This is a genomic window from Bacillus sp. AK128 (assembly GCF_053903075.1).
Window position 1 is genome coordinate 2780897 of sequence record NZ_CP096379.1, and the last position, 14634, is coordinate 2795530.

At 36.8% G+C, this 14634-nt stretch carries 13 protein-coding genes; all 13 read right to left on the bottom strand.

Annotated elements, in window-relative coordinates; genetic code table 11:
* Positions 1-132: 132 nt before the first annotated feature.
* On the bottom strand, positions 133-855 hold the full coding sequence (locus M1D60_RS13905) for a GntR family transcriptional regulator (protein WP_456275438.1): 723 nt from the start codon (positions 853-855) through the stop codon (positions 133-135).
* 328 nt (positions 856-1183) lie between these two features.
* Positions 1184-3517 carry a DNA translocase FtsK gene (locus M1D60_RS13910; protein WP_456275439.1) on the bottom strand — a complete coding sequence of 778 codons (2334 nt, stop codon included), beginning with the start codon at positions 3515-3517 and terminating at the stop codon, positions 1184-1186.
* 191 nt (positions 3518-3708) lie between these two features.
* A complete protein-coding gene (locus M1D60_RS13915; protein WP_456275440.1) occupies positions 3709-3930 on the bottom strand; it encodes a YlzJ-like family protein in 222 nt (73 codons plus the stop codon).
* Positions 3927-4679 (bottom strand): ClpP family protease, encoded by a 753-nt coding sequence (locus M1D60_RS13920; RefSeq protein WP_456275441.1) that lies wholly within the window; start codon positions 4677-4679, stop codon positions 3927-3929. The genes M1D60_RS13915 and M1D60_RS13920 overlap by 4 nt, the downstream gene beginning before the upstream one ends.
* A 254-nt stretch (positions 4680-4933) precedes the next feature.
* A complete protein-coding gene (locus M1D60_RS13925) occupies positions 4934-6589 on the bottom strand; it encodes a ribonuclease J (RefSeq protein WP_456275442.1) in 1656 nt (551 codons plus the stop codon).
* 157 nt (positions 6590-6746) lie between these two features.
* Entirely contained in the window at positions 6747-7616 is an 870-nt protein-coding gene (gene dapA, locus M1D60_RS13930) for a 4-hydroxy-tetrahydrodipicolinate synthase (protein WP_456275443.1), read from the bottom strand.
* A gap of 20 nt (positions 7617-7636) precedes the next feature.
* A complete protein-coding gene (dapG, locus tag M1D60_RS13935) occupies positions 7637-8866 on the bottom strand; it encodes an aspartate kinase (protein ID WP_456275444.1) in 1230 nt (409 codons plus the stop codon).
* 72 nt (positions 8867-8938) lie between these two features.
* A complete protein-coding gene (gene asd / locus M1D60_RS13940) occupies positions 8939-9982 on the bottom strand; it encodes an aspartate-semialdehyde dehydrogenase (protein WP_456275445.1) in 1044 nt (347 codons plus the stop codon).
* A 130-nt stretch (positions 9983-10112) separates the two neighbouring features.
* Positions 10113-10715, bottom strand: coding sequence for a dipicolinate synthase subunit B (locus M1D60_RS13945; protein WP_456275446.1), 603 nt, complete (start codon positions 10713-10715; stop codon positions 10113-10115).
* The gene (gene dpaA / locus M1D60_RS13950) at positions 10715-11614 is read right to left on the bottom strand and encodes a dipicolinic acid synthetase subunit A (protein WP_456275447.1); all 900 of its coding nucleotides are present in this window, start codon (positions 11612-11614) and stop codon (positions 10715-10717) included. Before dpaA ends, M1D60_RS13945 begins: the two co-directional genes overlap by 1 nt.
* A gap of 284 nt (positions 11615-11898) precedes the next feature.
* Positions 11899-12159 carry a YlmC/YmxH family sporulation protein gene (locus tag M1D60_RS13955; protein ID WP_456275448.1) on the bottom strand — a complete coding sequence of 87 codons (261 nt, stop codon included), beginning with the start codon at positions 12157-12159 and terminating at the stop codon, positions 11899-11901.
* A 100-nt stretch (positions 12160-12259) separates the two neighbouring features.
* Positions 12260-13498 carry a M16 family metallopeptidase gene (locus tag M1D60_RS13960; protein WP_456275449.1) on the bottom strand — a complete coding sequence of 413 codons (1239 nt, stop codon included), beginning with the start codon at positions 13496-13498 and terminating at the stop codon, positions 12260-12262.
* 45 nt (positions 13499-13543) lie between these two features.
* Complete coding sequence (locus M1D60_RS13965) at positions 13544-14527, bottom strand: polysaccharide deacetylase family protein (protein WP_456275450.1); 984 nt, start codon at positions 14525-14527, stop codon at positions 13544-13546.
* Between the last annotated feature and the right edge of the window lie 107 nt (positions 14528-14634).

A 14634-nucleotide genomic window follows, 5' to 3' on the forward strand; every position in this document is an offset into this window, starting at 1 on the left:
TGTTACCCCCATTTTTAATTTCTAATTTTTACACAAAAATTATTATAGCCTTTTGGTACTATATTGACAAAACAATTTTTTCCTATAAGCATAATCAACTACTAATAACTTGTACAGTAAACCAACATTTTATTAAATTCGTTTTCTAATAACATGAAAGCTAAATTGATCTGCTCGAAAAAAATTGAGTGAAAATAACACTGGTTGTTCATGTTGATCAAAATGCATTTGCTTAAGAAGCAGTAAAGCTGTCTCTGGCTCACAATTTAATATTGGAGAAATTTTCTCATGATAACCAAGTGGCTCGATATAAACGACTGCATGAGAAATATATTGTCCAGATCTCTCTAGAAGATTAAATAGTGATTCTTCAGAGTGTGAGTAGCCGTTAGGTAGAAATTCTGTTGGTATTTTATCAATACAATATACTACAGGTTCACCATCTGCTGTCCTGACTCTTTCAACTAAGAGTATTTCATCTTCAATTGAGCAATTAAATCGCCTGACGTCCTCTTCTGTAGGACCTTGTTCTTGTGAAGACATAAAAATTGTCCCAGGAACTTTTCCGGCTTGCTTAATCATATTAGTCACACTATTTAGTTGTTCAATCCCAGATGAAAATAGAGGTCGTGGGTTCACAAAGGTTCCTACACCATGCCTTCTGACTACGACATTTTCTTCTTCAAGGATACGCAAAGCCTCTCTTAGGGTTGCTCTACTTACTCCTAATTGCTTAGCTAAGTCGAACTCAGATGGGAGTTTTTCTCTTTCCTTATAAACACCCTTCTCAATATCACTTTTTAACCGATCAATAACCTGTAAATATAAATGTCGGTTATCGGATTTTATTGTCATAACCCGTCCCCCAGTAATCCTAGTTATCCAAAAAACCATGTATATGTAAGATTCTAGCAGCTATATTAATTTTCTTTCTAACCGTGATTACTATACCATTTTATTGAAAAGAAATAAATAGAAATTTAGGAAATTTGTCGAAAATTGGAGAAAGATTCTAAGTGGTCATAGAAAGATTAATTGCCAAAGTATGCTATAAATAAATACTGTCTCCAAGTTTATATGGTTTTAACCTTGTGGGGTGATGGTTAAATGCCACTACCCCACAATACAAATTAAGAAAACTTTTACAACAAAAGAACGGGTTATTTCTCGTTCCTACTCAGATTTAGGATGTGGCTTCTTCATTATTTTGTGTAATAAGTACTTCTCTTGGTTTACTTCCTTCATAAGGACCTACGATTCCGCGAGCTTCCATTGCATCAATTAACCTAGCTGCCCGGGTATAACCAACTCTAAATCTCCTTTGAAGCATGGAGACAGAAGCTGTTTGCATCTCTATTACTAGTTGAACGGCTTCATCATAGATGTCATCGTCTACCTCATTTGTAACAGTTGTTGTTTCTGTTGGGATCATATCCTCCTGATATTGTGCTTTTTGTTGAGTAATCACATAATCTACAATATCCTCCACCTCCTGATCAGAAAGGAATGCTCCTTGGACACGAACAGGCTTAGACATCCCAGCAGGGAGAAATAACATGTCACCTTTACCTAATAACTTTTCAGCACCACCCATATCTAATATCGTACGAGAGTCTGTTTGTGAAGAAACACTAAATGCAATTCTTGATGGAATATTCGCTTTAATGACACCCGTAATGACATCCACAGAAGGTCTTTGGGTTGCAATAATAAGGTGAATTCCAGCTGCTCTTGCCATTTGAGCTAATCTAGTTATTGCATCCTCGACATCTGAGGACGCTACCATCATTAGATCAGCAAGTTCATCTACGATCACAACAATAAAGGGAAGTAACGGTTGTTTTTCTGCTTCTTCTAGGTTCTGTCTTTTAATAAACTCATTATAACCTTCTATATTCCTAGTTCCTGTATGAGAAAACAATTCGTATCTTCTTTCCATTTCAGATACTACCTTCTTTAATGCTTGCGAAGCCTTCCTAGCATCTGTAACAACAGGTGCCAACAAATGAGGGATTCCATTATATACGTTTAACTCTACCATCTTAGGATCAATCATCATCATTTTTACTTCATGAGGTTTTGTTCTCATTAGAATACTAGTGATAATTCCATTAATACATACGCTTTTTCCACTTCCGGTTGCCCCTGCAACCAATAAATGCGGCATCTTGTTTAGTTCAGCGACAACAGCTTCTCCGGATATATCTCTCCCTAAACCAATTAGTAGCTTAGCATCTTTTTTCCCGTTATGTGGAGAGTCTAGTACCTCCCTTAACGTTACCATTGATACTTCTTCATTAGGAACTTCAATACCAATTGCCGACTTCCCTGGAATAGGTGCTTCAATTCTTATATCCTTTGCGGCAAGTGCGAGAGCTAAATCATCGCTCAGGTTTACAATTTTACTTACCTTAACACCCACGTCAGGATATACCTCATATTTAGTAACGGCAGGACCTAAGTGTACCTTTTTCACCCGTGCCTTTACTCCAAAGCTTTCAAAGGTCCGTTCAAGCTTTCGGATATTCCCACGAATCAATTCATTATCATGCCCACTCGTCTGGTTATTTGGCATTAATAAAAGGTCAAAAGGCGGAAGCTGATAATCAGGATTCTCCTCTTCAATGAAAGTAAGCTTTGGTGCTTCCACTTCTTCTTCTCTTTTAACGTTAGTCTTTTTAGCCATTGTTACAGTAGCATCATCATTTTCCGAGTTTTTTGTTTGATCCTGGAAGTTTGAAATAATTGGCTGTATGATTGGGTCCTCATCGTCCTCTTCATCCATAGTATCTACAGGTTGTGGCTTCATTTGAGGCTGATTATTCACGGATTCTTTACGTTTTTTCGTTTTTGCTTTACTAGAACCCTTTCTTATCTTTTGATAAGAAGATCTGATATCTTCCAAAAATTCTGTAAACTGTTTCTTGGCAAAAGAAGCAACTGGTAGAAAAACTTTACTAGAAACCTCTTTTAATGATAATCCAGTTAACAATATGACCCCTATTATGATAAATAATATTGCAATCAGTTCCGTACCTTTTGCTGCAAATAAAACATGGAACAAAGCAAATAATATAGCCCCCACCATTCCTCCACCGAGATCATGGGTTGCTGTTTGTTCACCAAACTCATTCATAAAAATTTCGAATGTGTTTCTAATGACAGATGGCTCACTAAACACTCCTTCTTTTATCATGTCTTCAAACAAGGTAACATGACTAAACAATAGAAGAGCCAACACGATAAAATAAAACCCTATTAAACGTCGATGGAATAAAAAGGGGTTGTCCCGTTTCCATATATAATAAATTGATAAACTTAGAAGTCCTACTAAAAGGATGATGTACCATTCACCTAAGAAGAATCGAGTGAATGATGTTAGAACTTGTCCAACCATTCCTAAACCTGAAATCCCTATACAGGTTAAAGCAAACAAAGTCAGTCCTATGAGTTCAAATTTAAGTGTGTCTTTCCATTCTTGCTTTTTTTTCTTCTGTCTTTGCTTTTGCTTTGCCATGATTACACCTCAGATTTATTCTATATATCTCTATTATAAAAACAATAATTCAATAAGTTCAATGTTTGTTTAGAATTTATGTAAGTACGATAGAAAATCTAAATGTGCGAGCATTCATTTTAACAAGTACGAAAGACTTAATTTTCATTTTTATTACATTAAAAAGAGCTTAAGGGAGTGTCCCCTAAGCTCTAACAGTTCCCTGGATTAATGGAGATCATCTTTCCTGGACAATTGCTTTCACTTAAATAGTGCTGTGGATCTGTACTTAACAAACGGACTATTCTATACTGGTCTTCATTTTTCTCAACCATCATAGAAACTCCATTCATTTCAATAACTTGTTGCTTACCATATTCATTTTCATCTGTTGGAAATATTAATTCCTCTGGCATTATGGTGTATAAACTCATTGAATCAGCTTCCCATCTTGATTTAAATTACTTCTTTCTTCAATTAGTGTATTTAACCTAGCAATGGCCTTTCCAATTCCGCCCACTTCGTTTATCAGTCCATATTTAACCGCATCTTCGCCTACAACATTAGTACCAATATCTCTAGTTAAATTCCCTTTTGAGAGCATCAGCTCTTTAAATCGATCCTCTGTTATATTTGAATTTTTAGTGACGAATCTGATCACCCGGTCCTGCATTTTATCTAAGTATTCGAAGGTTTGAGGAACTCCTATGACAAGCCCTGTTAAACGAACTGGATGAATAGTCATGGTAGCCGTTTCAGCAATGAAGGAATAATCAGTTGATACAGCAATCGGCACCCCAATTGAATGCCCACCTCCTAATACAACAGAAACAGTTGGTTTGGATAGTGAGGAAATCATCTCGGATATAGCAAGTCCAGCCTCTACATCTCCACCTACCGTATTTAAAATAATTAAAAGACCCTCTATTTTAGGGTTTTGTTCGATTGCCACAAGTTGTGGAATGAGATGCTCATATTTTGTTGTTTTATTTTGTGGTGGTAGCTGAACATGACCCTCTATTTGACCAATAATAGTTAAGCAATGTATTTTAGATTCATTACTCATTTGTGGAATATTCGTTTGACCAAGTTGTTGAATTTTATCTATAAGTCCTTCTTTCGGATCTTCCTTTTTATCTGTATCCTGTTCGGTTTGTTGACCTGAAAAACTTTCTTTCTCCATAACCATGGAAATCCCCTTTCAGTAAATAAGATATCCTTAGTATGAACTGTCAGTATGTTTTCATTCCAATAGTCAAGAGAAGATTTTATAAAGGGTTCTTGAAAGCTTTCATTGTTAAAAAGAGAGAAAATTTTTTTGAGCAAATCGCTTTATCATTAGAGTTCTTGACACTAGTTATCAACAAATGATTTGCTTTAAAATTTCCTATAAATAAAAAAGCTGTCCCACCGTTATATAAGTGGACAGCTTCCTATTTATGCCTCCATGATAATTGGTAAAATCATCGGACGACGCTTTGTTTTTTCATACAAGAATTGATTTAAAGAGTCTCTAATACTCACTTTTATAGATGACCAATCCATATTTTTTTCTTCAATACATTTGTTTACAATCTGTCTAACGATATCAGTTGCATCAACTAACAATTTTTCAGATTCTCGAACGTAAACAAATCCCCTCGAAATGATTTCCGGCCCCGCCTTAAGATGGTTACGGTCCTTGCTGAGTGTAACAACTACAACAAGAATACCGTCCTGTGATAATAATCTTCGATCTCTTAAAACGATATTCCCTACATCACCAATCCCTAATCCATCAATAAGTATATTACCTGTATTTATTTTCGTTCCATAAGAAGCGACCTCGTGAACAAATTCAATCACTTCACCTTTATCTACAATATAAATATGGTCATCTGTCATACCAAGGGATTTCGCTACATTAGCGTGTGCTTTTTGCATACGGAACTCCCCATGGATTGGTATTAAATACTTAGGGGTCATTAAATTGAGCATTAGCTTAATGTCCTCTTGACTTCCATGACCTGAAACATCAATTTTCTTATCATAAACAACATTGACTCCAGCACGATATAAAAGATCAATCGATCTAGCAATTGATACTTCAGTAGCAGGTGTTGGTGCTGCTGCTACCACAACTGTATCACCTTGTTTGATTTGTAGTTGTTTATGAGCACCCCTTGCTAACTTTGTTAAGGCATTTATTGGCTCTCCCTGATGGCCAGACATAACGATAACTGCTTCTTCATCAGAAAGCTTATGTCGTTCGTTCCATGGCACAACCATTTCCTCTGGGATCTTCAAATAATTTAGTTCTTTCGCAAGTTCAACGGCTTCGGTTAATTTTTTACCAATAAATAGTAACTTCTTTTTTGATTCAACAGCTGCTTGTACAATGTATTGTAGTCGCTGAATATTTGTTGCATAAGTAACGATAATAACTCGACCTTTTTGTTGATAAAATGTCTCACTAAGGAATAATCCCACCTGATTTTCAGAACCAGAATATCCCGGCTTCTCAGCATTAACACTATCAGATAAGAGACACAAAACACCTTCTCGACCTACTTTAGCCATTTTTTCTAAATCTGCACCATATAGCCCATTTGAAGTTTGGTCAAACTTATAGTCGCCTGAATAAACAACTGCACCCTGTGTTGTTTGGAAAATAACTCCAACAGAATCAGGGATATTATGAGTGGTTCTAAAGAAAGAAACCGTCACATCTTCAAACTTTAATAAAGTATTCTGATTCACTTCATTGAAGATAGTAGCTTGATCACCTTTTAGTTCATGCTTTACGAGTCCTAACGTAAATTTTGTACCATAAACAGGCACTGTCAGTTTCTTAAGAATATATGGTAATCCACCAATTTGCTCAGCATGACCATGTGTTAAAAAGATACCTTTAATTTTATCCTTATTTTCAATAAGATAAGATATATCAGGAATAACCGCATCAATACCTAACATTTCATCTGCAGGTATCATTAGTCCAGCCTCTATGATGAAGATTTGATGATTCGTCTCCAACACGTACATATTCTTGCCGATCTCGCCGACTCCCCCAAGTGCAAAAACTTTAATTTTGTCTATTTCTTTCGTAGCCAATGTATAATCCTCCTGTGTCGATAAAAAAATAAAGCCCGTTCAACGCCATATCCACATTATAACTGATGCAAGAAATGGAATACAAGATAATTATAGGAAGAATGATAAAGTACCTGAGCTACTTTTACTAAAAAAAAATCAGCCTATTAAGGCTGATTTATAAGTTACTCAATGTGTTTATTAAATTTGTTCTTTCTTGGTCAGTAAGAGGAACTAGTGGTAGTCTAACAGATCCAACATCTAAGCCTCTAATCTGTAATGCCGTTTTAACAGGTGTTGGACTTGGCGCTTGGAATAAAGACTTCATAACAGGAAGCAAACGCTGATGTTGCTTTGCAGCGGATTGATAATCACCTGATTGGAAGTCCTGAACCATCTTCTGCATTTCATTCCCCATAATATGGGAAGCAACCGAAACAATTCCTTTACCACCAATTGAAAGAACCGGTATAGTTAATCCATCATCACCACTATATAAATCGAAATCTTCTGGTGTGGATGCAATAATTGCTGTCATTGCATCTAAATCACCACTAGCTTCTTTTACAGCGACAATATTATCAATTTCTGATAGTCGAACAATTGTCTCAACTGTCATATTCACAACAGAACGACCTGGGATATTATAAAGCATTACTGGAAGTTTAGTTGCTTCAGCTATTGTTTTAAAATGCATGTATAGCCCTTCTTGGTTGGGTTTATTGTAGTAAGGAGCAACTAGCATGATTGCGTCAACACCCGCATCCTCAGCCTTTTTCGTTAGCTCAATTGATTGACGAGTATTATTGCTTCCTGTCCCAGCTATTACTGGTACTCTTCCTTTAACAACTCCTACTACATGCTTAAATAGTGCAACCTTTTCTTCAGTAGTTAAAGTTGGCGACTCTCCAGTTGTCCCTGAAATTACAAGTGAATCTGTTCCATTATTAATCAAGAAGTTCACTAATTGAGTAGTCTTTGCAAAGTCAATATTCCCTTTACTGTCAAATGGTGTTACCATTGCCGTTGATACTTTTCCAAAATTCATTGCAATCTTCCTCCCTAAACCTAACTTTCAACTTCACTTTCTGCAAGTTGAAAAGCACTGTGTAATGAATTAACGGCTAGTACTAGATCATCTTCCTTTACTAGCACCCAAATTGTTGTGTTACTATCTGCTGATTGCAGAATTTGTATCCCATTTTCTGAAAGTGCACTTACAATTTTAGAGGTAACCCCAGGGACTCCATTCATTCCAGCACCTACGGCTGAGACCTTTGCACATTTTCTAGTGACAATTGGTTCATAGCCGAGCCCTTCAAGTATTTGAATAGCTCTGTCGGTGTTTTCACCAGAGACCGTGTAAACCACTCCAGTTGGTGTAATATTAAAGAAATCCACACTTATTTCTGCACTTGCCATAGCTTTAAATACTTCTTTTTGGGTATTATAATGTCCTTCTTTAGAAAGGACTTTAAATTGAGAGACATTTGATACATGTGCAATACCTGTAATTAATCTCTCTTTAAAGTCAGTACCCTTTTTTGCGTTATTTAATGTTGTGACTAGCGTACCCGTTGTATCAGAATAAGTTGAACGTACTCTTAGAGGTATTTTGCCATGCATCGCTATTTCTACCGCTCTTGGATGGATTACTTTAGCACCTTGATAGGCCATATTACAAATCTCATTGTAAGTCACAATATCAAGAGGTCGTGCATTTTCTACAATTCTTGGGTCAGCCGTCATAACACCTTCTACATCAGTAAAGATATCGATCCATTCAGCATCTAGTGCGACACCAAGAGCAGATGCAGACGTATCACTTCCTCCTCTACCTAAGGTAGTGACAAATCCATCCTTAGACAAGCCCTGGAAACCAGCAACAACAATAACTTGATTGTCTTCTAGCATCTGAACTAGCTCATCACATTGCATATCGATAATCTTGGCATTTAAGTGTTCATTATTGGTACGAAACCCTGCTTTAGCACCAGTAATGGCAGTCGCTTTAATACCTCTGTCATTTAACATATTTGAAAACACGATCGAAGAAATCGTTTCACCACAAGATAAAAGTAAATCATATTCTTGCTTACTTATTTTTCCCTTTGTCCCACCAACTAGACTTAGTAAAGTATCCGTTGCGTAAGGATCACCACTTCTGCCCATAGCAGACACTACTGCTACTACTTTATAACCAGCCGTCAAAGCCTCTTCGACATGTCTGATTGCATGTTGTCTACTTTCTTCGTTTTTAACGGATGTTCCACCAAATTTTTGAACAATTATTTTCATCTTGCCACCCCATTTATCATGTTTGAGGCAAAAAGGGAGTAACCTTTAACACTCCTTTTTTTGACTAAAGGATTATTTAACAATCCCTAATTTAATCAAGCTCTCAGCAATTTGAACAGAGTTCCAGGCAGCTCCTTTTAATAAGTTGTCAGATACAACCCACATATGGAAGCCTTTATCATCTGCTAAGTCCTTTCGGATTCTTCCAACAAATACATCATTTTTACCAACACTATGAGCTGGCATTGGATATACCTGTTCGCTAGGATTATCTTGAAGTGTAACCCCAGGAGCATCCGCAAGTAATGCTTGAAGATCGGCAGCTGTTACTCCAGCCTTTTCCACTTCAATAAATACACTTTCAGAATGGCCTGTAGCTACTGGTAATCTTACACAAGTCGCTGCAACAGGAAGGTCGCTCATGCCCATAATCTTTTTTGTCTCATTAATCATTTTCATTTCTTCAAATGTAAATCCATTATCTTGAAACTTATCAATTTGTGGGATTGCGTTAAATGCTATTTGATATTTCTTTTCATCAGAACCAACCGGTAGGATTTCTGGAGTGAAATCTTCTCCATTTAAGATTGATTTTGTCTGGTTCATTAGTTCTTCAACAGCTGCAGCACCTGCACCTGATACTGCTTGATAGGTTGAGACAATCACTTTCTTAAGTCCATAGGCTTGACGGATTGGTTCTAACGCAACAACCATTTGAATGGTTGAGCAGTTTGGATTGGCAATTATTCCATTATGATCAAAAAGGGCCTTTTCATTGACCTCAGGCACAACTAGAGGTGTATTTTCATCCATACGGAATGCGCTTGTATTATCTACAACAATTGCACCTCGTTTAACCGCTTCTGGAGCAAGGGACTTCGATACTGAGCCACCTGCACTAAAAAGGGCAATTTGAACACCTTCAAAACTATCGGGAGTTGCTTCCTGTACAGTTACTTCCTCCCCTTTATAAACAACCTTAGTTCCTGCAGAACGTTTAGAGGATAATAAAGTAAGCTTTGAGATTGGGAAATCTCTATTTTCTAAAGTTTTAATCATTTGAACTCCAACTGCACCAGTTGCACCTACGACTGCAACATGAAATCCTTTAACCATTTTTATATATACCCCTTCCACTTTTAACCAAGATATTATGACAAGCAAAGGAAGGAGAAAATGTGTATTCTCTCCTTCAATTAATACCTTTTATTGTATCATATCTATATACAATAGAAGAGTATTTTTTCTACTCTTCATCAAGAAATCTCTCAATAATAACAGGCTGAATCTGCTTGCCTTCTATTGCTGCAACTACAGTATCTACCAATGATCCCATTCTAGCAACCATGGAATTTGGTTTTTTATCAGGAGCATCCTGGCCAAATGGGATAAAGTAGATATTCTTCGTGGACATTAGCTTCATTAAGTTCATACCATTTAAACCTAATGCATCATTGGTCGAAATTCCTAGCACTACAGGTTTTTGATTTCTTAAAGTTGCTTTAGCAGCCATTAATACAGGTGTATCAGTCATCGCATTGGCGAATTTACTCATTGAATTACCTGTTAGTGGAGAGACAACCATACAATCTAAAGGAATTTTTGGTCCAAGTGGCTCTGCTTTAACAATGGAATCGATTAATTCATTGCCTGTGATTTCCTCAAGCTTCTTAACCCATTCATCGCCATCGCCAAATCTTGTGTTAGTTAATCGTACTGTATTGGTTGCGACAGGGATCACCTCTGCCCCTGCTTCCATTAATTTTTCAATTTGTGGAACAACCGCATCATACGTACAATGAGATCCAGTTAAACCAAATCCAATTCTTTTTCCTTTTAAAGATGTCATTATGCATTCCCCTTTCTGTCTAAAACATCTTCCTTTAACAATTGTGTCAATACATTAGCGACAATTTGCCCTGCTGTCTTAGGTGCAACAATCCCTGGTAGACCTGGTGCAAGTAACGCCTTAATTCCTCGCTTTTCTGCATAGCGGAAATCTGTACCACCTGGCTTTGATGCCAAATCAATGATTAGCGTATGTGGTGGCATTTTAGAAATGACGCTTGCTGTTACAATTTGATGAGGAATCGTATTAATACAAACATCAATATCTTGAACTTCTTCTCCTAAATCAGATAATTGGAAAGGCTTCATACCCATTTCAAAGATCCTTGCAAGATGTTCACTTTTTCTTGCACCTACCCTGACATTTGCACCCAATGCCGAAAAGGATCTTGCTACACTAAGGCCCACTCTCCCCATTCCTAAGACCACGACATTAGAGTTATGAATTGTCATTTCTGTATGCTGAATCACCATCATAATCGTTCCTTCAACAGTTGGAATGGAGTTATAAATGGCTACATCATCTCTCTCAAACAGTCTTACTAATTTACGATTTGTGGAATCTGCTAAACCGTCAAGATAGCTATTACTAATACCAGAATAAATCGTGCAATGCTCTGGTGTCTTTGATAGCAAATCTCCTGTTAATACTACTTTTTCATTTGAAAAGATTGTATCTACTTCGCCCTCACTATTCGTTCCGGCAACTGGTAGGATGATCGCATCAATATCTGTGAAGTCAACTTCATCTATTTGTTCCTTTGAAGCACCAGTGAAGCCATGATCAAGCTGGTCAAAGCCAATTAATGAAAGCTTCGCATCCAAATCAGTCAGCTTACGAATGACTTCTAGCTGTCTTGCATCTCCACCAATAACTGCTATATGCAATCCAGTTAACATGGTTTTCATTCACCTTCTTTTTATAATCTGGCAAAATGGGTAAAACAAATGCCAAAACGTTTCTGTGTACTTTACTCCAACATCTTATGTAGGAAAGTATTATTAGGTGAATAATTAAAAGGGGATTGATACCGGAGCATTAAATTTACTAAATGAACTATCCTTTTTCCTTGCAGGAGTCTCGGTCCTTCCACTACAATCAACTCTGCTAAAAATCAACACTCTACTTTAACAGGCCAAAATACAAAAAAATGCCTTGAGCTACTAATGGCTCAAGGCATTTTTTACTTTCGATTCATATAAGGAGGTTCATCGTGGATGTCAATAATGATCATATCAGCACCAATTTTTTTAATATGATGCCAAGGGACTCGGATTTCTGCACCCTGCCTTTTAAATCCAAACCATTTTAAGGTTGGGATAATAAAAGCTTTAATATGTCCAGTAGTTTCATCAATTTCTAAATCCGTTTGTCCGAGGATCCCCAAACGTTCTGCCCTCTTCATATCAACGATTTCTTTTCCACTTAGTTCACTAAGTCTCATACTGACACATCCTTTTGTGGGACTATCCTTTTTACATGTTTATAGTGGAACCATAAAAAAAATGCCTGTAAGTTGACACTCACAGACATTTGATTTCAATTTATTCGATTCCACTAGGAAGCTTACCTTCTGGACTTACTAGTGATACGGATGGATTTGTACTAAATATATTGTTTGCTAGTTGATTGACAGATTCTTCTGATACCTCATTTACAAATTCTAAAATTTCATCTAAAGTACGGTGTCTCTTCAGTAAAAGTTCGTTTTTACCATTTCGACTCATACGACTATTGGTACTTTCTAGACTGAGCATCAGATTTCCTTTTATCTGCTCTTTACTATTGGAAAGCTCTTTAGCTGTAATCCCTTTATCAATTAAGGTTGCTAAAGTTTGTTGAATCGTATCATATAACAAATCTAATTGTTGGCTTCCTGTCCCTCCATAAATCGTAAGCATACCATTATCCTTAAATGAAGAATGATAGGAATAAACGGAATACGCTAAACCTCTTTGCTCCCTAACCTCTTGGAATAAACGACTACTCATACTTCCGCCTAACACATTATTTAACACAATTAAGCTATAAATCTTTTCATGGCCAACTTGTAAACCATTATAACCTAGACATAAATGAGCTTGTTCCGTATCTTTTTTTCTTGCTAGCTTCTCATGATGGAAAGTAGGCTCACTTGTATCAGATAGACTCTTTCCTGTTTGATAGCTTCCAAAGAAATTCTCCACTACTTTTATAAACTCTTCATCAATATTCCCTGCAATGGATACCACAACATTTTCAGGTGTATACGTCTCGTTCATATAATTTCGTAATGTGTCACCCGTAAATGTTGAGAGCGTTACTTCAGTTCCTAGAATGGGATACCCCAGTGGATGATCCTTATAAGCCGCTCTACTTAATAAATCATGTACGATATCGTCTGGAGTATCTTCGTACATTTTAATCTCTTCAAACACTACATTCTTTTCTTTCTTTAATTCTTCTTCATCGAAGGTTGAATTAAAGAACATGTCAGCTAATACCTCTAGAGCATAGTTAGCGTGCTCATCCATTACTTTTGCATAGTAACAGGTGTACTCTTTTGAGGTAAACGCATTAACTTGACCGCCAATACTATCAAATGACTCTGCAATTTCACGTGCAGAACGTGTTTTTGTTCCTTTGAAAAACATGTGTTCTAAGAAATGGGAGACACCATTATTTGTAGGTGTTTCGTTTCTAGAACCAGTTCCAATCCATACACCGATTGCTACTGATCTTACGTGTGGAATATTTTCAAGTACGATTCGAACTCCATTATTACAAGTAAATTTTTTAATCAAAATCTTTCCTCCTAATGAAAGGATCTCTCCTAAATGATGAGTCTTTTAATTTTTGTCTTGAGATATAGGTGAAAGATCTACTCTTTTTTCACTCAGCGTATTAGTAACATGACCGATTCTCAAATTCTTTTCTTTTATTCTTACTATGAGTGAATCTAAAGATTTTGCTGTAGAATCTGTAGGATGCATTAAGATTAATGCTCCAGGATGCACCTTATTCAGTACTCTTTCAACGAGTGTGGCAGGTGTTGGTTTTTGCCAGTCAATTGTGTCAACACTCCATAAAACTGTACCCATTTCTAATTCTGAAGCAATCTCGACGACCTCTTGACGGTAGCTCCCGCTTGGAGGTGCAAACCAGGTCGGTTTTTTACCAGTGGTTGCTTCAATTACATTATTCGTTGATACGAGCTGTTCTCTTACTAATGAAGCCGTCATGGTTTTTAAGTTGGGATGATTATAAGAATGATTACCCACTTCATGCCCAGCGTCCACAATCATCTTTGCTAACTCGGGATTTTCTTTTACCCAACGACCTTCAAGAAAAAAGGTCGCATACACCTTGTGCTTTTTTAAGGTTTCTAGCATGGAAGGAATATATTCATTTCCCCATGCAACATTTATTAAAAAAGAAACCATTTGTTTATCAGGGTGTCCCCGGTAAATAGGCTCGGGTGGTAAGTCTGATAAATGTACGGACGGTGGAACCTCTTTAAATACTAATTTCTTCGGATCAAAGTTACCCTCTTTTTTCATGTTTTCATACGATGCATCCACATCTATTTTCAAGCCATTATAGCCTGGTGTGGCCTTCCAGACCTTATCGACTTCAGCGTTTTGAGGGTTTTGTTCATATTTTTCGAGATTTGATTGTATCTCCTGATATAGAGAATCAATCTGTTTAGAAACAACGTTACTTGGCTGCTTTAGCTCTGATAAATAACCATTAGTATAAGGATTTTGTACAGAACCTAAGGTTATTAGTAATATCGTAGAAAATGTAAATAACTGCAATGTCATTCTTTTCATTTTTTAACATCCCCCTTGTAAATAAAAATATGTAAAAGGGGGACAAGGTAGAACAAAAAGGTAAGTGGTCAAGTTCAGGACCTTAATTCTTGAACAAAAAGAAGCCG

Coding starts and splice junctions, on each gene's coding strand:
- M1D60_RS13965 (WP_456275450.1), bottom strand. CDS start 14,527: ATGAAAAGAATGACATTGCAGTTATTTACATTTTCTACGATATTACTA.
- asd (WP_456275445.1), bottom strand. CDS start 9,982: ATGGTTAAAGGATTTCATGTTGCAGTCGTAGGTGCAACTGGTGCAGTT.
- dpaA (WP_456275447.1), bottom strand. CDS start 11,614: ATGTTAACTGGATTGCATATAGCAGTTATTGGTGGAGATGCAAGACAG.
- M1D60_RS13910 (WP_456275439.1), bottom strand. CDS start 3,517: ATGGCAAAGCAAAAGCAAAGACAGAAGAAAAAAAAGCAAGAATGGAAA.
- dapA (WP_456275443.1), bottom strand. CDS start 7,616: ATGAATTTTGGAAAAGTATCAACGGCAATGGTAACACCATTTGACAGT.
- M1D60_RS13915 (WP_456275440.1), bottom strand. CDS start 3,930: ATGAGTTTATACACCATAATGCCAGAGGAATTAATATTTCCAACAGAT.
- dapG (WP_456275444.1), bottom strand. CDS start 8,866: ATGAAAATAATTGTTCAAAAATTTGGTGGAACATCCGTTAAAAACGAA.
- M1D60_RS13945 (WP_456275446.1), bottom strand. CDS start 10,715: ATGACATCTTTAAAAGGAAAAAGAATTGGATTTGGTTTAACTGGATCT.
- M1D60_RS13955 (WP_456275448.1), bottom strand. CDS start 12,159: ATGAGACTTAGTGAACTAAGTGGAAAAGAAATCGTTGATATGAAGAGG.
- M1D60_RS13920 (WP_456275441.1), bottom strand. CDS start 4,679: ATGGAGAAAGAAAGTTTTTCAGGTCAACAAACCGAACAGGATACAGAT.
- M1D60_RS13905 (WP_456275438.1), bottom strand. CDS start 855: ATGACAATAAAATCCGATAACCGACATTTATATTTACAGGTTATTGAT.